Here is an 18,994-nt window from a genome sequence, read left to right as displayed (position 1 = left end):
TCGCGATAGCTGCCGCATAGCAGCAACATAGACTGAATTTATGATGTCCTCTTCATTATCCCATGTCCATCTAGGAAAGTCAATCCTTCCATGTGTGTACATATGTCCTGTAACACGGCAGCCGTCTCTTATTCCCCCTCGTCGAGTGCCGGCAGCGCCGGATGGATGCTGTCAAAGACATCCTTGGCCTCGGCAATCTTCGCGTCATTGCCGAAGACGCAGAGCACGTTCTCTTTCATGCAGGCCGCGATGAGCGGTGCGAGCGCGCGGATGTCCTCCTGGCGCGTCGAAAGGATCTCATCACGGCGCTGCTGGCGGTCCTCCTGCGTGATGCCGCGCAAGTAGCAGGTCGCGGCGGCATCGCCCTTCATCATCGGGGTCAGCGGCGTGTCGACGCCGCTCATCGTGCCGATGATGAACTTGTCCATCTCGCGCTCCGATGCCGTAAAGTGCGCCGCATAGTCGGCCGTGCCGTCAAAGACAGCGAGCGTCTCGCGCAGGTTTGGGTCGCGGTACGAGCCGAAGTACATGAAGCCATTGCGGTTGAAACCTGTGAAGGCGCCGTAGGCGCCGCCCTGCACGCGGACCTTCGTCCAGAAGTAATCGTAGCGCAGGAGCGTCTCGAGGACGGCCATGCTGCCCGTGTAGCGGTAGCCGAGGCGCAGGAAGTTCGCGCCCTTGCCGACGTACTGCACGCGGCTCGACGACGTCAGGCCCTCGTTCTCCGGCTTGATTTCCCAGTCAAGCGAAGCGGTCGGGAATACCTCCTGCGAGAAGCTCTGCTGCAGAGCTCCGAACGCCTCTTCAAACGCAGGATACTCCTCCTGCTTGAGCGTGACGCTGACAATGAGGCCATGGCGGTTGAAGAGCTTCGGCAGCAGGCCAGCAAAGACCTGCTGCATCTTCTCGAGGCTGCCCGCAAAATCTGCCTCGAATGATTTGAGGAACGGGTAGAACGGCAGACCGCCCTCATCGGCATAGCGGCCCGCGCGTGAGAGATAGGCAGCGAGGCGCGAGACGATGATCTGGTTGGCGGCGCGCTGCATGTTGAGCTCGATTGACGCCTCCTCCTGCTCGATGAGCTCGCGGATGCGCTTCTCATCCGTAAAGCGGCTCTGCGTTAAAATTTCTTGCAAGAGGTCCATAAGCTCGGGCAGCTTCGCGACGAGCGCCTTGGCGCGGACGCGCAGCTTCGGCATCATGGAGTCGGGCTCGTTCTTCTTCGTGTAGACGACGACGTCCGAGGTGATGCCGCCCGTGTGCAGATTGCGCAGGTTCGCGAGCTCAGCATACGTGTGCTGCTCCGTGTCGACCATGCCGAGGAGCTCACTCAAGAGGTAGAGGTACGGAAGCTCCTCCTCAGTCACGGCGCTCGCATCGAAGTAGAGGTTGAGGTAAGCGATGCCGTTTGTATTGACGTCACTGAAGAGCACCTCTGTGCCCGAGAGGTCGCGGACCTCGAGCGGCAGCGGGTACGACTCCTTGCGGATGTCGGAGAGCTTGAGGACCGGTATCGTGCGCAGGGCCTCCTCCGTCTCCGGGCTCTGCTGGCGCTCCTTGAGTGCGCGCGTCGCCGCAATCGTCGCCTCGATCTCCGCCTCGCTCATCGAGGCCTTCTTCTCAGCGAGCTTTTCCTGCTGCTCCTTCTCGCGGCGCGCGGCCATCTGCGTGTCTGGCACCATCGCGAGCAGGCTGCGGTGCGGGTTCGCGAGGAAGTACTCCTCAATAAGTGACTCGAAGTAACGGCTCGAGAGGCCATCCTTCATCTGCTGCAGCAAGTCCTCATAGCGCAGGTACGTCTCCGGTGCCCCACCGTAGAGCCAGCTCTTCATGATGCGGATGCCGTAGATGAGGCCCTTCGGCGCCGAGCCGAAGTCCGCTTCACGCAGGCGGAACTCCATGAGGTTGATGGAAGCCTCGAGCAGCTGGCGGTCGATGCCGTTCTCGGCGAGCTGCTGCAGCTTCGTCATGGCCAGATGGTAGAAGGTATCGAGGCGCTCCGGCTCCGCATTATTGACGACGATGCTGAAGAACGGCTGCAGCATGTCCGTCTCGAAGATGGAGCCGACATCCTTGCCGAGCTTCGCATCGACGAGCGCCTTGCGCAGCGGCGCGGCCGGCGTGCGCAGGAGAGCGTGCTCGAGGATCTCGAGGCCCATCATCGCCTTGTGGTCAAGCGACTGGCCCGTCGTCCAGCTCAGCGCGAGGAAAGTCTTCTCGGCCGTGCCTTCCTCCTCGCTGACCGGATAGGCGACCGTCTCGCGCTCAAGATGCGAGAACTCCGGCTGCAGGTCGATCTTCGACGGCACGGGGATGCGGTCGAAATGCGAGAGGTATTCCTCGTCGAGGTAGCGCAGTTTCTCCGCGATGTCCATCGCGCCGTAGAGGTAGATGTAGCTGTTTGACGGATGGTAGTACTTCGCATGGAAGGCGATGAACGCCTCCTGCGTGAGGTCTGGGATGGCCTCGGGGTCGCCGCCCGACTCATGGCCGTACGTCGTCGCCGGGTAGAGCGCGTGCATGATGCGGCTCTCGAGCAGGTCGTCCGGCGAGGAGAGCGCGCCCTTCATCTCGTTGTAGACGACGCCGCTGTACGTGAGCGGGTCCTCTGGCTTCTCGATCTCATAGTGCCAGCCCTCCTGCATGAGGACCTGCGGGTTCTCGCGCATGTTCGGGTAGAAGACGGCATCGAGGTAGACGTCCATGAGGTTCTGGAAGTCCTTGTCGTTGCGGCTGGCCACCGGGTACATCGTCTTGTCCGGATACGTCATCGCGTTGAGGAAGGTGTTGAGCGAGCCCTTGACGAGCTCGACGAACGGCTCCTTGAGCGGGTACTTGCGCGAGCCGCAGAGCGTCGAGTGCTCGACGATGTGCGCGACGCCCGTATCGTCGACCGGCGGCGTGCGGAACGAGATGGAGAAGACCTTGTTGTCGTCACCGTTCTCGAGGAAGAACAGGCGCGCGCCGCTCTTCTCGTGCTCGAACGTGTAGGCCGTCGAGTCGACTTCCGGGATGTATTCCTTATGCTGCAGGAAAAAGCCATGGATTCTGTCGTTTACTTCCATATATTCTGATTCTCCTTTATACCTTTATGCGATCTGTCATTGTATGGTCTCGAGCAGCTTCTGCCGCAGGAGAGGGAGGTTGTTGTTGGAGGTCATGATGATGGCCGCCGACTTCGGTGCCGCATTCTTGGCCTTCTCAGTGCAGGCGTGCGAGACGGCATTCGTGTTGATGATGACGTAGTCGGCCTGCGCGAGTGCTGAGCTATCGAAGTTCTTCTCACTGCCGAGAAAATGCATCGTCGGGAAGACCTCGGCGGCCTTTTTCTGCCACTTCTCGGTACCGCCGACGACGTAGATGCGGAAGGCCGCGAAGAACTCATCCTCCTCCCGTGTCCCAGCCGATTCGTCTGGTGTATCCGGGCTCGATGCCTCCTCCGCTCCTTCCGCTGCCGGCTCGGCAGGCGGCTCATACTCTGCAAGCCGCTTTCGCAGTCGGCGGTTCTCCTCGCGCAGGGCGTCGATCTCTTCCTGCCGCTTGATGCGCTCGACAATCGCATCTTCGATCTCCTTGCGGCATTGCGCGAGCCGTTTGGCCTGCTCGCTCAGGCTCTCCCTTAGTGCGGCAATCTCCTGCTCGAGGGCCGCCTTCTCGGTGAAGACATTGCGCGTCTTCTTCTCTCTGCTGTTCGCCATATCAACACGCTCCACTAAAAACACATGCCTCTATTATAACACAGGGGTGGCTCCGTCCTCAATGTCCCGTCTCTTCCCGATTCCCTTTTGGCACAGTATCCTGTATAATAATAAAAGAAAATGAAAACGAAAAGGAGGGATTCTCATGCCGATTGAGATCCTGCAGGGACTTGCCATCCCATTCCTCGGCACGACGCTCGGCGCGGCCTGTGTCTTCCTGCTGCGCGGCGAGCTCGACCACCGAATCCAGAAGGCGTTCACGGGCTTTGCGGCCGGCATCATGGTCGCGGCGTCAGTCTGGAGCCTCTTGATCCCCTCGATGGAAGAGAGCAGCGCGCTCGGCTCCTATGCGGTGCTGCCGGCTGTCGTGGGCTTCTGGGTGGGCACGCTCTTTTTGCTCTTGCTCGACCACATCATCCCGCATCTCCACCTGAACAGCGACGAGGCGGAGGGCCCGAAGAGCGCGCTCTCGAAGAACCTCAAGCTCGTGCTCGCGGTGACGCTGCACAACATCCCGGAGGGTATGGCGGTCGGCGTCGTGCTCGCGGGCTGGCTCACGGGCGGCACAGAAGTCTCGCTCGGCGCGGCGCTCGCGCTGTCACTCGGCATCGCGATCCAGAACTTCCCGGAGGGCGCGATCATCTCGCTGCCGCTCGCGGCCAATGGCGAGGGGCGCACAAAGGCGTTCGTGCTCGGCACACTCTCGGGCATCGTGGAGCCGATTGGCGGCGCGCTGACGATTGTCGCGGCGAGCTTCGTCGTGCCGGTGCTGCCCTACCTGCTCGCGTTTGCGGCGGGTGCGATGCTCTACGTCGTCGTCGAGGAGCTCATCCCGGAGATGAGCGCAGGGCATCACTCGAATATCGGCGTCATCGCGTTCTCGGTTGGGTTCACGCTGATGATGGCGCTCGATACGGTGCTTGGATGAGGGAGTTGGGAGTTTGGGTTTACATCGTGGCGTAGGCGGGGAGCGGCTGTTTCGGCTTCGTCGCTCCGTTGAATGAGCCCCATGCTGTGATGTATGTGTCTAGGGAGTTCGCCGCCTGCCGCGGCGTTCTGACATCGCTGGCTCTAGGCATGGCGGCTCGGGGCTCAGCCCTGCGGGCGGTCACTGCGCTCCTGCAGGCGGAACAGCCGCTCCCCGCCCTAGTCCTTGCTCGCATTCCGGAACTTAGCCAGGATCTGCTGCGGGCGGACGCTGCGCTGCGCCCTGCTCGGTTCGTCGTATGGACTTAGTCCGGCCTAAAGTACATGAAGTACATAAACGAGGTCAAGAATTTGGGGAGCGATTGCTTTGCTCCGCCCCAGAGTCTGCATGATGTTTTCTTGGTACAAGAAAAAGACTGTCACTTTACTGTGGCAGTCTTTTTTGATTCCTATATGTTGCGGGGCTTATGCTTCACCGATAATGCGGACTTCGGGGTGGAGCATGACGCCGTGCTTCTTGTAGACGCGCTGCTGGACTTCGTGGATGAGGCCGCGGACGTCGGCGGCGGTGGCGTCGCCGGTGGCGTTGACGACGAAGCCGGCGTGCTTAGTCGAGACCTGGGCGCCGCCGACCTGGAGGCCTTTGAGGCCGGTCTCCTGGATCAAGGTGCCGGCGAAGTAGCCTTTGGGGCGCTTGAAGGTGCTGCCGGCGCTCGGCATCTCGAGGGGCTGCTTGCTCTCGCGGCGCTCGGTGAAGTCCTCCATCTTGGCGCGGATGGCTTCGCTGTCGCCGGGCTCGAGGCAGAGCTCTACTTCGACGATGGCCTCGCCGTTATCCTGGAAGCGGCTGTGGCGATAGCCGAGGTCGAGTTCGTCGCGGCTGTAGGTGTGGATCTTGCCCTCGCGGTCGACGGTGCGCACGGTGTCGGCAACGTTCTTCATCTCGCCGTCGTAGGCGCCGGCGTTCATGAAGATGGCGCCGCCGATGCTGCCCGGGATGCCGCAGGCGAATTCGAGGCCGGTCAGGCTGCTTTGAGCGGCGGCTTCGGAGACGTCTTTGAGGAGGGCGCCGGCACCGGCGATGATACGCGTGCCTTCATGGCGGATCTTGGCCATCGGGCGCGCGAATTTCACGACGACGCCGCGGATGCCCTTGTCCTGGACGAGGACGTTGGAGCCGTTGCCGAGGATGGTCAGCGGCAGCTTGTACGCACTCACGAGGGCGAGGACCTTCTCGGTCTCCTCCATCGAGGCGGGGAAGATCAGGCAGTCGGCGGGACCGCCGATCTTGAAGGTCGTGTGGAGTTTCATCGGCTCATCGAGGCGGAAGCGATTCGGCTCGATGAAGGCCTGGCATTTCTGGATAAAGTTTTTATCAATCATCAGTCGTCATTCCCATCTATTTTCCCACTATATCGGTCTTCTCAGTCTTCTGCTGCGCTCAGTGCTGGTCCATGCGCAGGCCGGGACCGGCTTCTGCGAGGTTCTGGAAGTCCATCTGGCGCATGGCCTCATAGGCCACGACGGCGACGGAGTTCGAGAGGTTGAGGGAGCGCGCCTCGGGAATCATCGGGATGCGCACGCAGTGCTCCCAGTTCGCCTTGAGAATTGGTTCGGGGATGCCCGCGGACTCCTTGCCGAAGACGAGCATGTCGTCCATCGTGTAGTGGACTTCTGTGTAGGAGCGCGGCGCTTTCGTCGACAGGTAGTAGAAGTTGTGGCCGGCATAGCGCTCCTGGACTTCGGCGAAATTGTCGTGATAGTGAACCTTGACGAGCGGCCAGTAATCGAGGCCGGCGCGTTTCAGGTGCTTGTCGTCCGTCGAGAAGCCGAGCGGACGCACGAGGTGGAGCTCGATGCCCGTGCCTGCGCAGAGGCGCGCGATATTTCCCGTATTGCCCGGGATCTCTGGTTCAATCAGTACGATATGCAATGGTTTCAACACCTCGGATATGGATATGTGAAGGAAATCTCATTTATTTCTTATAGCCTACTCATTATAACGAATCCCGAAAAAAATTACAAGACTTAAGGCGCATCGGGGCTTGCGCAAACCAAAAAGAGAAGCGGCAGGCATGTCGCTTCTCTTTTATGGGAAGGGGTGTGTTATTTATCGTACTGTGCTCACTTGAGTACGGCACCCGTGCTGGCGGAAGTCGTGAGCTTAGCATAGCGGGAGAGGTAGCCCGTCTTGATCTTCGGCTCTGGCTTCTTCCAGTTAGCCTTGCGCTTTGCGAGCTCTTCATCGCTGACGGCGAGCGAAAGGCTGCGGTTCGGGATGTCGATGGTGATCTCGTCACCATCTTCAATGAGGGCAATCGGGCCGCCCTCCATGGCCTCCGGCGAGATGTGGCCGACGCAGGCGCCCTGGCTGGCACCGCTGAAGCGGCCGTCGGTGATCAGGCCGACCTTGAGGCCGCGGCCCGTGATGACGGCCGTCGGGTTGAGCATCTCCTGCATGCCGGGGCCGCCTTTCGGGCCCTCGTAGCGGATGACGACGACATCGCCGTCGTGAATCTCGCCAGCCATGATGGCATCGCAGGCCTCGGTCTCGGAGTTGTAGCACTTTGCCTTGCCCGTGTAGGTCAGCATGTCGGCTGCAACAGCTGAAGCCTTGACGACAGCGTAGTCCGGTGCGAGGTTGCCCTTGAGGATGGCGATGCCGCCCTCTTTGCGGTACGGGTCATCGACGCTGTGGATGACCGTGCGGTCGAGGACCTCGGCGTTCTTGATGCGGTCGCCGACCGTGCCCGTGATCGTCAGCGCGTCGAGGTGGATCAGGCCCTTCTTGGAGAGCTCGTGCATGACGGCCGGGATGCCGCCGGCCTCGTTGAGGTCCGTCATGTGGTGCTTGCCGGCCGGGCTGAGCTTCGTGATGTACGGCGTGCGGCGCGAGATCTCATCGAAGAGCGGTGCCGGCAGTTCGATGCCAGCCTCGTGCGCGATGGCCGTCAGGTGAAGGACAGTGTTCGAGGAGCCGCCGATGCCCATGTCGACCGTGATGGCGTTCTCGAAGGCCTCGCGCGTCATGATGTCGCGCGGCTTGATGTCCTTCTTGATGAGGTCCATGAGCGCTGCACCGGCGCGCTTGGCAAGCAGGCGGCGTGCGCCCGTGTAGGCGGCCGGGATCGTGCCGTTGCCCGGCAGGCCCATGCCGAGGACTTCCGTCAGGGAGTTCATCGTGTTGGCCGTGAAGAGGCCGGCGCAGGAGCCGCAGCCCGGGCAGCACTTCGACTCGAGATCGGTCATCTCAGCGATATCCATCTGGCCGGCAGCGAACTTGCCGGCTGCCTCGAAGGCCTGGCTGACGCTGACGTCATGGCCGTGGAAACGGCCCGGCAGCATCGGGCCGCCCGAGACGACGACGGCCGGGATGTTGAGGCGGGCTGCTGCCATGAGCATGCCCGGCACGACCTTGTCGCAGTTCGGGATCAGGACGAGGCCATCGAAGCCCGAAGCCATCGCAACGGCCTCAATCGAATCGGCGATGAGCTCGCGGCTCGCGAGCGAGTACTTCATGCCCGTGTGGCCCATGGCGATGCCGTCGCAGACGCCGATGGCCGGGAACTCAAAGGGCGTACCGCCTGCTGCTGCAACGCCGAGCTTCGCAGCCTCGGCGATCTCGCGCAGGTGGATGTGGCCCGGGATGATCTCGTTGAAGGAATTGCAGATGCCGATCAGCGGCTTCTGGAGGTCCTCAGGACCGTAGCCATTTGCATGGAACAGGGAACGATGTGCACAGCGTGTAGCACCTTTTTTGACAATATCGCTTCTCATAAGCAACTCTCCTATCTATCTGTATTATGCACCCACACATGACAGGCGCATCAGATGCAAAGATGTAAAGATGTAATGTGATACCTAGTTTACAACATTACGAGTCAAAATTCAATGCCTTTTTGTGCTTTTATTCCCAATTCGAATGGATGGCGCAGGCCGCGCATCTCCGTGATGAGGTCGGCCCGCTCTAAGAGCCGCGGGCAGGCATCGCGTCCCGTGCAGACGAGATGGAGATTCATCGGGCGGCGCTCAAGCAGTGCGCCGAGCTCTTGCTCCGCAATCAAGCCGAACTTGACGGCGTAGTTGATCTCATCGAGGATGACCATGTCCCAGCGGCCGCTGGTGATCTCCCGCTCGGCCATCGTCAGTGCCTCGCGAGCCGCACGACGGTGTTCTTCTCTAGGCTTCTCTCCTTTTCGCGTAAAGCCGAGGCCGAGCGCGCGCAGCTCGATGCGCCCCTCCGCGCGCGCGAGCACTTCGATGGCATGGCGTTCGCCCGTCGTCCAGCCGCCCTTGATGAACTGTAGAATCAATACGCGCAGGCCGTCGCCCCAAGCGCGCATGGCAAGGCCCATGGCCGCCGTCGTCTTGCCCTTGCCCGCTCCCGTGTGCACGATGAGCAGGCCATGTCGCTTCGTCTCTCCCATCTTCTCTCTCTCCTTCCAAGCAGTTATAAAAAAGCCTGCCAGAACATTTCCAGCAGGCTCTCTGTATTCTCTTATATTCTCTTATTTGAACTTCTGGCGCAGCTCGACGAAGAAGGTCGTTCCCTTGCCGAGCTCGCTCTGAATCCAGATGCGGCCCTTGTGCAGGTGGACAATCTCCTGCGCGATGGCGAGGCCGAGGCCGTTGCCGCCCATCTCGCGCGAGCGCGCCTTGTCGACGCGGTAGAAGCGGTCGAATACCTTCGCCTGGTCTTCCTTGGCAATGCCGATGCCCGTGTCGCTGACGGCGAAGCGGACCTTGCCCTTCTCCGTGCTCTCGTAGCGCACGCTGACCTTGCCGCCATCCGGCGTGTACTTGACGGCATTGTCGACGAGGATCAGCACGAGCTGGCGGATCTTCTGCTCGTCGGCCTGGATCTCGACCTTCGGCAGATGCTCCGCCTGCAGGTCGATCTTCTTCTGGTCGGCGAGCGGCTGCATGAGACGCGCCGTCTGCTCGATGAGCGCCGAGAGGTTGAACTTCTGCGGCTTGAGCTTCAGGGCCTTGTTGTCGCTGCGTGCGACGACGAGCAGGTCGCTGACGAGCTTCGTCATCTTCTTGACCTCATCGCGCACATCGTCGATGACCTGCCGCAGGAACGGCGACTTAATCGACGGGTCGTTCTGCAGGAGCTCTGCCGAGGCCATGACGACCGCGAGCGGCGTCCGCAGTTCGTGCGAGGCATCCGCCGCGAACTGGCGCTGCTTCTCATAGGCTTGCCGCAACGGGATCATCGCCTTGCCCGAGAGCAGGTGGCCGACGATTGTCGCGATGATCAGCGCGATGGCACCGAGGAAGGCCAGCGCGTACGTCGCCTTCTCCATGCCGTTGTACATGGCCGTGACGTCCTTGCCGACGTAGACCGTCTGCGTCGCATCGCCCTCATCGTCGCGGACCTGCTGGGCCGTCAGCATGATGCGGGCCTTGCGCGTGTTCTCGGTGCCCGGCTTGCTGAAGACCCGGACCTCGCCCGGCTCGACCTGCCCCTGCGCGATCGTGTCGAGAATGAAGGGCTCGATGCGGAATGAAGCCCGCGCGAAATTCAGCAGCCGTCCATCTTCATCGAAGACATAGAAGAAGAGGCGATCGTTCGTGCTCTTGTAGGCCGTCGCATCGTCGAAGACAATCTCCGGGTGCTGGTTGAAGTACTCCTGCGCCTCCGCGACATTGCTGGCCGTGTCCATGAGCTCGCGGGCCTGCTCCGAGGTAATGGCCCACTCCATCGTCTTGTGCATCGCGAAGAGCAGCGTCACGAGGAAGATGGTCATGACGATCGAGTAGAGGAGCGTCAGCTTGCGCCGGCTGCTGCCGAAGATGTTCTGCGCCATCAGCTCCGGGCCTCCAGCTTGTAGCCGACGCCGCGGACTGTCTTGATGACCGTGCCGCCGTCGCCGAGGTCAAGCTTCTTGCGCAGGATCTTCATGTACGAGTCGATATTGTTGGAGCTGACGTCCGACTCGAGGCCCCAGATGCGGTCGAGGATGATGTCGCGCGGCACGACGATGCCGATGTTCTGCGCGAGCAGATCGAAGATCTGGAACTCGCGCGGCGAGAGCTGGATGACCTTGTCCTTCTTCTTGAGGACCTTCGCCGTGCGGTTCAGCGTGAACTCGCCGACCTCGACGACATCCTGCTGGATCTTCTGCGTGCTGCGGCGTCCGAGCGCACGCAGGCGCGCCATGAGCTCCGCGAACTCGAACGGCTTGACGAGGTAGTCGTCCGCGCCCGCATCGAGGCCCGTCACGCGGTCCTCGACCGAGTCGCGCGCCGTCAGCATCAGGATGGCCTTCTCATAGCCGTCCTTGCGCAGGCGGCTGCACGCCTCCACGCCCGTCTCCCCCGGCATCATCCAGTCGAGGATCAGGATGTCGTAGTCCGTGTACATCGCGTACTCATAGATATCACTGCCGTTCGTCACCCATTCGACCTGGATGTCATTCTGCTCCAGCATGTACTGGATGAGCTTGCCAAGACGCTTATCGTCCTCTGCCAGCAAAACCCGCATCATAACCACTCCTCAAATAAATCAATTGCTTCTATATATATACACGCATTCCGTGAAAAAAGGCTGAAGCCCACCGGCTTCAGCCCCTTATCCTTCTGTTCCTTCTGCTTCTTCTGCTTCTTCCTCCACGTTTCCCGCTGCGCCGGACTTCATCCGCAATGGCCGTATCTCGCCGGCGCGGAAACGCGTCTCGAAGTCTGCGACGGGAATCGGCCGCGAGAAATAAAACCCCTGGAAGATGTCACAGCCGATCTTTACGAGGTCGTGGACCTGCTGGCTCGTTTCGACACCCTCGACGACGGTCGGCATGCCGAGCTCGCGTGCAAGCGCTACGATAGAGCGCAGGATGATGCGACTGCGTTCCTGATGCTCCGTCTTGCGCAGGAAGCCCATGTCGATCTTGAGGATGTCCGCCTGGATGTCCTTGAGGAAGCTCAGGCTCGAGTAGCCGCTGCCGAAATCATCGATGGCAATGCGGAAGCCGTACTCCTTGAGCCGCTGGATCAGGAGAATCGCTTCTTTCGGCTTATCCATAAAGACTGTCTCCGTGATCTCGAGCTCGAGTTTCGCCGGGTCGATCTTGTATTCCTCGACGAGATGCGTGAAGACCTCGTAGAGGTCGAGATAGTAGATGTCCTTGACCGAGATGTTGACCGAGATGCAGTAGTCCGCGAAGTCCTCGCTGCCCTGCCACGACTTCAGCAGGCTGCAGGCCAATTCCCAGATGTGATAGTCGAGCTGCCAGATCTTGCCGTGCTCTTCGAGTATCGGGATGAACATCGCCGGCGGGATCACGCGGCCATCGTCGCAGACCCAGCGCGAGAGCGCCTCCGCGCCGATCACGCGGCGCGAGTCAGCCGCGACCTGTGCCTGCAGGTAGATCTGGACTTCCCCTCGGCTCAGCGCATCCGAGAAGCGGCTCAGGATTGCGCGGTCGCGGATCTTTTCGGACATCATGTGCTCCGAGTACCAGACGTAGCCATTGCTCTCCTGCGTCTTGAGGACACTGGCCGCGAGGAACGCGCGGTCGCAGAGGATCGAGATAGGCGTTCGGTTGTCCTCGACGCGGCAGATGCCGACCGCAATCTGCAGGTCGAAGTGAATGGCCGCGAGCCCGTGCATGATCGTCTCGACCGTCTTGAGATAGGCATCCGGGTCAAAGATTGCCTCAGGGATCAGCATCGCGAAGCGGTCCGCGCGAATGCGCCCGTAGGCCGTCCGCGCATCCATGCCGTAGTGGCGGCGCAGCATGCTGCCGACGCGCATCAGAAGCTCATTGCCCTTCGTCATGCCGTAGAGGCCGTTCAAGAGCTTGAAGTCGCCGAAATTCAGACAGACCATGAGGTAGGATATGCCCGGATTCTCCCCCATGACGCGGCGCGCCTGCCGGTAGAAGCCGTACTTATTGTAGATGCCTGTCAGGTTGTCGTGCATCGTGCCGAAGTGCTCGAGGTCCATGTTCTTCTGATCCTGTGTGCAATCGCTGATCAGGAAGTACATGCCGACCTCTGCCCCCGCCCCATCGTTGAGCGGATAGCGGCAAATCTGGAATGAGGCCGGGGCCCCCGCCCGCTCGTACTGCTGGAGCCAGACGGCTGCCTCCGGACTCCGCAGGGCATCCTCCTGGAACCAGTTCGTCAGGATGGCCTCAAGTTCCTGCAAATCATCGGGAATCTCAAAGAGGCGGAATGCCTCGCTGTTCGCGTAGATGCAGTGCTGCTCTGTATCAAACCAGATGACGCCAGTCGGAAGGTTCTGCATGGCCATGCGCAGCGTCTCAGCAAAGGCCCGCTTGTCAAATCCGTCCTGCAGTACCGCATGATGTCCGTCTCTCCTCATTCCCTTGCCCCTCTCTATGTGGATCATCTCGATGACACACGAGAACGTCGTGTCATCCGCGCGCAAGATCTCGATGGGACGCGAGGTGATGAAATACAGGTCGCCGTCTTTGACCTCCGTCTTGCGGAACTCCATGCCTGTCTTGAGCGCACGCAGGCTCGTGCAGTTGCGGCAGCGGTTTGTACTGCGCCAGACCGAATAGCAGCTCGGCCCGTATTCATATGAATTATTCTCCCCGATTGTGAAGGCATGGCACTCCTCCGGGTCGACGAGTCGCACGATGTCGTACTCCTTCGTTAATCGCGCGACCTCCTTTTCCACTTCATTCTCCTTGAATTGCAGTATCATGTGCAATCCTCCCCCTGCCCCTGACGCATGATTGCCGTCCTATAGTTCCATGATCCCATAGTGGGGCTCGTTCTATGCTCTTCTATCTTTCATGCACAATTTTATCATGATGCCATGCATTGTCAATATCCCATATATTGACGTACCATATTGCAGTACTTTCGTGCTATATTGGAATACTTTCGTGCCGAAGTGGGAAATTCCTGCCAGCGCACTCATTTTATGCAAAAAAATGACTCGGGACCCGCGAGTCCCAAGTCATCTCAGTCATTCTTATATATCTGATGCGTGATCGTCCATCAGTCGCGGCCAAACTTGTCCTTGAGGATGACATCGTGCGAGCCGCCCTCGACGATGCTCGTTGCCGAGACGAGCGTGATCTTAGCCTTCTCGCGCAGCTCCGGCAGCGTCAGTGCGCCGCAGTTGCACATCGTCGAACGGATCTTCGACAGCGTGATGTTGACGTTGTCCTTGAGCGGGCCAGCGTACGGGACGTACGAGTCGACACCTTCCTCGAAGGAGAGCTTGCGCGCGCCGCCGAGGTCGTAGCGCTGCCAGTTGCGGGCACGGTTGGAACCTTCGCCCCAGTACTCCTTGTAGTACGTGCCGTTGACCTTGACTTTGTCCGTCGGGCTCTCGTCGAAGCGCGAGAAGTAACGGCCGAGCATCAGGAAGTCAGCGCCCATCGCGAGGGCCAGCGTCATGTGGTAGTCGTGGACGATACCGCCATCGGAGCAGACCGGGATGTAGACGCCCGTCTCCTCATAGTAGCGGTCACGCTCGGCGCAGACATCGATAAGTGCCGTGGCCTGGCCGCGGCCGATGCCCTTCGTCTCGCGCGTGATGCAGATAGAGCCGCCGCCGATGCCGACCTTGATGAAGTCCGCACCTGCCTCAGCGAGGAAGCGGAAGCCTTCTGCATCGACGACATTGCCGGCGCCGACCTTGACGTCATTGCCGAAATGCTCGTGGATGTAGCGAAGCGTGATGCGCTGCCACTCGGAGAAGCCTTCCGAGGAGTCGATGCAGAGCACATCCGCACCAGCCTTCAGCAGGGCCGGTACGCGCTCTGCATAGTCGCGCGTGTTGATGCCGGCGCCGACGATGTAGCGCTTGTTCTCATCGATGAGCTCGAGCTCATGTTCTTTGTTGTCCGTGTAGTCCTTGCGGAAGACCATGTAGCGCAGGCGCTGGTTCTTGTCGACGAGCGGCAGCATGTTGAGCTTGTGCTCCCAGATCAGGTCGTTGGCCTTCGTCAGCGACGTCGTGTCAGCATCCGCATAGACGAGTTTCTCAAACGGCGTCATGAACGTCTCGGCCTTCGTGTCGAGGCTCATGCGCGAGATGCGGTAGTCACGGCTCGTCACGATGCCCAAGAGCTTGCCCGTCGGCGTGCCGTCTTTCGTGACAGCCATCGTCGAATGGCCCGTCTTCTGCAGGAGGTCGAGAATCTCGCCGAGCGTCGTCGTCGGCTTGATGTTGGAGTCACTGCTGACAAAACCGGATTTGTAGTTCTTGACGCGGGATACCATGGCAGCTTCTGCTTCAATGCTCTGCGAGCCGTAGATGAAGGAAACGCCACCCTCTTTTGCAAGTGCGATTGCCATCTTGTCATTCGAGACTGCCTGCATGATGGCAGACGTCATCGGGATGTTCATCGAGATCTTCGGTTCTTCACCCTTCTTGAACTTCACGAGCGGCGTCTTGAGAGATACATTATTCGGGATACATTTATCCGACGAATACCCTGGGACGAGAAGATACTCTCCAAACGTGTGTGATGGTTCCTTGAAATAGAATGCCAACGTAACCCCTTCTTTCTTGATACTATGAGACCTGCCTCAAATATATTGCTACCAGTCTACTATAAAGGATAACGGCTGTCAATCTCTTTTCCAGAACTCGGTTTACAATATTACAAGAGGCAGGTCATCATCTGCAAAAAATCTACGGTTTTATTATAGCACCGGCAGAGGCGTGGTGCAAAGGATTTCCTCTGCAATCCACCGCCATCCGCATCCGGTATCAGTACTGCCAGCGCGCCATAGCCGTCGCGAAGACATTCTTGTCCGTGCGGTCTGTGTAGTCCGCATTCTCGATCTTCGCAAGGCCGAGCGAGCCGTCGAGGAAGAAGTGGTCCTGCAGTTTGAGGCGTCCCGTCAATGCGGCTTCATAGACATTCGGGTGATTGCCGGTGCTGCGGTCCATCTGTGTGCGCATGAAGTACGCGCCGATCTGGTTCTCTCCCGGCAGGTAGTGGTTGACGCCGAGGTAGTACTTCTTGGCGTTGTTGCCCATCGAATCGCCGATGATGTCATCGCTGTACGTCCAACCATTCTGGTATTTCTGGTGCTTATACCAGAACGGGTTCGTCGAGGCGTATTCGAGCGTCATGTCCCAGGAACCGTCGCGCGTGAGCTGCGGCAGGTATGTACCGAAGCGGTAGCCACGCTCTGTCGGCTGCAGGCCGCCTGCATCCTCGCCGTAGACCTCGCCGTAGAACTGGACACCCGGCAGGCGCACGCGGAAGTCACCGCCCGCAATGTCGTTCCAGCGGTCCCCTTCCGCATCGGAATTGTGGCCCGTCACCCAGTGGCGCCAGTCTGACTTCGAGAGTGCGTTGCCATCGCCGCCGAGCATCGAAACGCGCATGAGGCCGAACGTGAAGGCATCCGACGGCGTGAAGTCGGCGCGCAGGCCCAAGAGACCCGCATGATCGTAATCCGTATGGCCCTTCGCCACGCGGTCCTCGCGGTCGCCTTCAAGCTGTGCATAGAAGACATGGTAATTCTGCTTGCCGAGGAAGCGGAAGAAGCCGCGCACCGGCATGTCGTCCTCGAGGTGGACCTGTGCCATCGTCATTGGCTTCATCGTGTTGTCGAGCACGAGCTTGCCCGTCTTGCCCTGGCCGTAGCTCAGTGCCTGACGGCCTGCGAGATACTCGACGATGCCCGTCTTCGTCTTGACGTAGCCCTCTTCAAGCTTGAGCTCTGCATCATCGTCGTCATTCCAGCTCAGGCGCGGCGTCAGCGAGATGGCCGTCTTATGGCCGATGTTGCCCGAGAACTCCGCCTTGGCGACGGCATTGAAGCCATCGGCGTAGTCATAGCCATTCGTGCCCTGGCCAAACGGCTGCCACTTTGCATTCGGCTGGAAATCCTTCTTGCTCTGCTTATAGGAAGACTGGTCGCTGTTGTAGCTCGCAAGCTGCAGGGAAGCCTGGCGCAGCGCGAGGTCATCCTGATCACTCCGACCCTTGAGCACCTCGATCTCAGAGGCAAAGGCCGTGCGCATCGAGGCGAGCTCGTCGGCAAGGTAAGCTGGCATCGGCTTATCCTTAGCGTTCTTCTCCGCCTGCAGCACCCACTTGGCCATCTGCATGCGGCTGTACGGGCGCGCGCCATCCGGCAGCGAATCGATGTAGCCCATGCCGCTGAGCTTGTCGACATAATCGTAGTAGACACTGCCGACCGGCACATCTGCCGTCACGGCCTCTGCTCCAGCCAGCCCCGGCACCATGACCGAAGCTGCCGCTGCCATCATTCCAGCAACCAACGTTTTCTTCATCATCATCTCTCCAAATCATTCCAACTCATCATAGTTTGCCATAAAATTATTGTAAAAATGGAAATACATGAGAATTCTATCATGAATCCATAGTCAAACGCAAGACTTCAGTCCATCTTGTTCCTGCGCCAGCTGCGGTAGCCGTAGACCGTCCCCGCCGCGATGAACACCACGGCCGCGAGCGCGAGAAGCTGTTCCCAAAGCATCGCCATCTCTCCCTTCTCTCGAAATCATTCTCTATTATACCATATCCCGCCCTCTCTGTACCAAAGTACGCTTTCTGGAAAAAATAACAAAATATGAAATTTTGTACGTCAGATTAGAAGGATTTCCCTGTTCAACAGCGAAAAGGGTAGGGTGGATAGTGGTGATAGACTATCCGATCCCTTTCGGGCAGTTGATATCCTTTCACTTCCTCAACTGCCCCAGCGGCTGACCCCCCCAATTGTCAGCCGCTTCTTTTTTTGCTTTTTGCACCATCTCCGCCGCTGCTGCCGGCTCGTCAAGCTCCTGGACTTTACGGATTACGACAGAAGTAGTATAATAAAGAAATATTAATAGTCCTAGTAATCGTATTCTATGCATAGGACCGCAAGAAATTACCGTGAGTATGTTGTTTATGTTGTTTGGAGGTCTTTCTATTGATGAGCAGTAGTCACAGTAGTCGCAAAGTGAGAACATTTTTTGCCGCCGCGCTCCTCGCGTGCGCAACAGCCAGTGCCGCAACGGTCTCGGCATCGCCGGTCGTCAAGCCAGCTGCCGTCACCACGCATGCTTCCGCACATGCTGCCACGCCAGTCTCGTATGAAGCAAAGTCCGCCGCGCTCAGCGATGTGCAGGGCATGACCAAGCATGAAGCTGCTGTGACAGCACCTTCGGCCATGCGCCGCCATCTACCGGCCGCCGCAGAATCGGGCTACGACACGAATGCAAGGACCGAGAACAAGATCTCGCCACTCTCACCTGTGACGCCGACTTCGCCCATCACCCCGTCGATTGACCTGCCCTCCATCATCCCGTCTCAGCCTGCACCGGGTGCCGGCCAGACGACCGACGCCTACGCCGTCCGCACGGATTTCGGCAAGAGTAACCTGCACAAGTGGAGCAGCGTCTACGGCATGGACACACCGTGGGATGAGAACGACGTAACCGATACGAAAAACTTCAAGAGCTCGACCATCGCCTTCCTCGACACGCTCAACACGCTCGCGCAGTCGGCCGGCGTCTCCTTCGTCCTCACGGGCGGCGCGGAGTACGGCTACCATGCCCATGGCACCTACTCGCACGAGAACGGCTACAAGGTCGACATCTCCGACTCCGGCGTCTACGCCGGCACGACGGCCTACCGCGTCCTCACCGAAGCCCTCGCCCCGTTCAAGCACCACCTCTCCCATGAGTGGAGCAACAACCACTACGACATCACGATCTACCCGGCCGATTACAAGGGTTCCTACTCCGGCGCCGACCACGACAACTCCGGCGACGACGAGTAAGACAGCAGACAATCTACCATACAACGCAACAACATAAAATCACGCTAAAAGGCCCGCATCCGAGCAGCTTCCCTGCCGGATGCGGGCCTTTTATTCGTTATTGGCTGCCATTTTATTCGTCGAACAAGCTCATCTCGTCGTGATCTTCCGCCTGCTGCTGCGCCGAGATGCCGCGCGCCGCCCGGTAGGCTTTTCTGAGCTTCTCCGTGAGCTGCGGCAGGCCGCGCAGCACTTCCTCTTCCGTGCGGAAGCAGTTGCCCGCCGCCGCATGCGCGTAGTCTGCGAACGTACCATGCCAGTTGCGCCCGTGCACCGCCTCGTCGTCTGCCATGTAATAGTAGTAATCTGGCTCCACCGGCACGAAGGGCTCCATGTGGATGCAGGCCGCCCCGCTCAGCAGGTCGCAAAGATGCTCCTTGTCCAGCACGGCTTCATCCTGCATCTCTGCCATCGTCATCTCCGGCGCATCCGCCGCCATCCGGACGGCATAGAGGCCGTCTTCCGAGAAGAAGAATCTCGTATCCGCGACCCCTTCAATGCTGAACGGTTCGCGCATGCCGATGTGCAGGAGTCCCGCGACCGCCTGCATGCAGCCATGCTGTCCCAAGTTCACATTATCCATACTATCTCTC

General features: G+C 59.6%; 14 protein-coding genes. 2 read left to right on the top strand and 12 right to left on the bottom strand.

Annotated features, from left to right (window positions below):
* Positions 1-128 precede the first annotated feature (128 nt).
* Both MITSMUL_RS02730 and MITSMUL_RS02725 read right to left on the bottom strand, forming a co-directional pair.
* Positions 129-3,065 carry an insulinase family protein gene (locus tag MITSMUL_RS02730; protein WP_005839717.1) on the bottom strand — a complete coding sequence of 979 codons (2,937 nt, stop codon included), beginning with the start codon at positions 3,063-3,065 and terminating at the stop codon, positions 129-131.
* A 36-nt stretch (positions 3,066-3,101) separates the two neighbouring features.
* Positions 3,102-3,698, bottom strand: a complete 597-nt coding sequence (locus MITSMUL_RS02725; RefSeq protein ID WP_005839716.1) for a hypothetical protein — start codon at positions 3,696-3,698, stop codon at positions 3,102-3,104.
* Between the two features lie 145 nt (positions 3,699-3,843).
* Here MITSMUL_RS02725 and MITSMUL_RS02720 point away from each other — a divergent pair, with 145 nt between their 5' ends.
* A complete protein-coding gene (locus MITSMUL_RS02720) occupies positions 3,844-4,626 on the top strand; it encodes a ZIP family metal transporter (RefSeq protein WP_005839714.1) in 783 nt (260 codons plus the stop codon).
* A gap of 464 nt (positions 4,627-5,090) precedes the next feature.
* Here MITSMUL_RS02720 and murB read toward each other — a convergent pair whose 3' ends face one another.
* The 9 genes from murB to MITSMUL_RS02670 all read right to left on the bottom strand — a co-directional run bounded on the left by murB (position 5,091) and on the right by MITSMUL_RS02670 (position 16,845).
* A complete protein-coding gene (gene murB / locus MITSMUL_RS02710) occupies positions 5,091-6,008 on the bottom strand; it encodes a UDP-N-acetylmuramate dehydrogenase (RefSeq protein ID WP_005839710.1) in 918 nt (305 codons plus the stop codon).
* Positions 6,009-6,066: 58 nt separating this feature from the next.
* Complete coding sequence (locus MITSMUL_RS02705; protein ID WP_040635348.1) at positions 6,067-6,558, bottom strand: tRNA (cytidine(34)-2'-O)-methyltransferase; 492 nt, start codon at positions 6,556-6,558, stop codon at positions 6,067-6,069.
* A gap of 191 nt (positions 6,559-6,749) precedes the next feature.
* A complete protein-coding gene (ilvD, locus tag MITSMUL_RS02700; protein WP_005839706.1) occupies positions 6,750-8,402 on the bottom strand; it encodes a dihydroxy-acid dehydratase in 1,653 nt (550 codons plus the stop codon).
* A 104-nt stretch (positions 8,403-8,506) separates the two neighbouring features.
* The gene (gene cobO / locus MITSMUL_RS02695; RefSeq protein ID WP_005839704.1) at positions 8,507-9,052 is read right to left on the bottom strand and encodes a cob(I)yrinic acid a,c-diamide adenosyltransferase; all 546 of its coding nucleotides are present in this window, start codon (positions 9,050-9,052) and stop codon (positions 8,507-8,509) included.
* 81 nt (positions 9,053-9,133) lie between these two features.
* Positions 9,134-10,438, bottom strand: coding sequence for a sensor histidine kinase (locus MITSMUL_RS02690; RefSeq protein ID WP_005839702.1), 1,305 nt, complete (start codon positions 10,436-10,438; stop codon positions 9,134-9,136).
* Positions 10,438-11,115 carry a response regulator transcription factor gene (locus MITSMUL_RS02685; RefSeq protein WP_040635347.1) on the bottom strand — a complete coding sequence of 226 codons (678 nt, stop codon included), beginning with the start codon at positions 11,113-11,115 and terminating at the stop codon, positions 10,438-10,440. The genes MITSMUL_RS02690 and MITSMUL_RS02685 overlap by 1 nt, the downstream gene beginning before the upstream one ends.
* Before the next feature lie 87 nt (positions 11,116-11,202).
* Positions 11,203-13,302, bottom strand: a complete 2,100-nt coding sequence (locus MITSMUL_RS12045) for a putative bifunctional diguanylate cyclase/phosphodiesterase (RefSeq protein WP_005839698.1) — start codon at positions 13,300-13,302, stop codon at positions 11,203-11,205.
* Between the two features lie 299 nt (positions 13,303-13,601).
* Entirely contained in the window at positions 13,602-15,107 is a 1,506-nt protein-coding gene (locus tag MITSMUL_RS02675) for an IMP dehydrogenase (RefSeq protein ID WP_040635346.1), read from the bottom strand.
* Between the two features lie 220 nt (positions 15,108-15,327).
* The gene (locus MITSMUL_RS02670; protein WP_211205207.1) at positions 15,328-16,845 is read right to left on the bottom strand and encodes a capsule assembly Wzi family protein; all 1,518 of its coding nucleotides are present in this window, start codon (positions 16,843-16,845) and stop codon (positions 15,328-15,330) included.
* A gap of 695 nt (positions 16,846-17,540) precedes the next feature.
* Between MITSMUL_RS02670 and MITSMUL_RS12945 the strand changes: the two genes are divergently transcribed.
* Positions 17,541-18,362 (top strand): hypothetical protein, encoded by an 822-nt coding sequence (locus tag MITSMUL_RS12945; protein WP_211205206.1) that lies wholly within the window; start codon positions 17,541-17,543, stop codon positions 18,360-18,362.
* Positions 18,363-18,474: 112 nt separating this feature from the next.
* Here MITSMUL_RS12945 and MITSMUL_RS02660 read toward each other — a convergent pair whose 3' ends face one another.
* Positions 18,475-18,984, bottom strand: coding sequence for a hypothetical protein (locus MITSMUL_RS02660; protein WP_005839688.1), 510 nt, complete (start codon positions 18,982-18,984; stop codon positions 18,475-18,477).
* Positions 18,985-18,994 lie beyond the last annotated feature (10 nt).

The organism is Mitsuokella multacida DSM 20544 (assembly GCF_000155955.1).
Lineage (GTDB): Bacteria > Bacillota > Negativicutes > Selenomonadales > Selenomonadaceae > Mitsuokella > Mitsuokella multacida.
The sequence above is the reverse complement of the archived record's forward strand: the minus strand, read 5'-3'. Positions and strand labels throughout refer to the sequence as shown.

Bases quoted from the DNA above. Each gene is read 5' to 3' on its own strand.
- MITSMUL_RS02730 (WP_005839717.1), bottom strand. From the start codon at position 3,065: ATGGAAGTAAACGACAGAATCCATGGCTTTTTCCTGCAGCATAAGGAA.
- MITSMUL_RS02725 (WP_005839716.1), bottom strand. From the start codon at position 3,698: ATGGCGAACAGCAGAGAGAAGAAGACGCGCAATGTCTTCACCGAGAAG.
- MITSMUL_RS02720 (WP_005839714.1), top strand. From the start codon at position 3,844: ATGCCGATTGAGATCCTGCAGGGACTTGCCATCCCATTCCTCGGCACG.
- murB (WP_005839710.1), bottom strand. From the start codon at position 6,008: ATGATTGATAAAAACTTTATCCAGAAATGCCAGGCCTTCATCGAGCCG.
- ilvD (WP_005839706.1), bottom strand. From the start codon at position 8,402: ATGAGAAGCGATATTGTCAAAAAAGGTGCTACACGCTGTGCACATCGT.
- cobO (WP_005839704.1), bottom strand. From the start codon at position 9,052: ATGGGAGAGACGAAGCGACATGGCCTGCTCATCGTGCACACGGGAGCG.
- MITSMUL_RS02690 (WP_005839702.1), bottom strand. From the start codon at position 10,438: ATGGCGCAGAACATCTTCGGCAGCAGCCGGCGCAAGCTGACGCTCCTC.
- MITSMUL_RS02685 (WP_040635347.1), bottom strand. From the start codon at position 11,115: ATGCGGGTTTTGCTGGCAGAGGACGATAAGCGTCTTGGCAAGCTCATC.
- MITSMUL_RS12045 (WP_005839698.1), bottom strand. From the start codon at position 13,302: ATGATACTGCAATTCAAGGAGAATGAAGTGGAAAAGGAGGTCGCGCGA.
- MITSMUL_RS02670 (WP_211205207.1), bottom strand. From the start codon at position 16,845: ATGATGGCAGCGGCAGCTTCGGTCATGGTGCCGGGGCTGGCTGGAGCA.
- MITSMUL_RS02660 (WP_005839688.1), bottom strand. From the start codon at position 18,984: ATGGATAATGTGAACTTGGGACAGCATGGCTGCATGCAGGCGGTCGCG.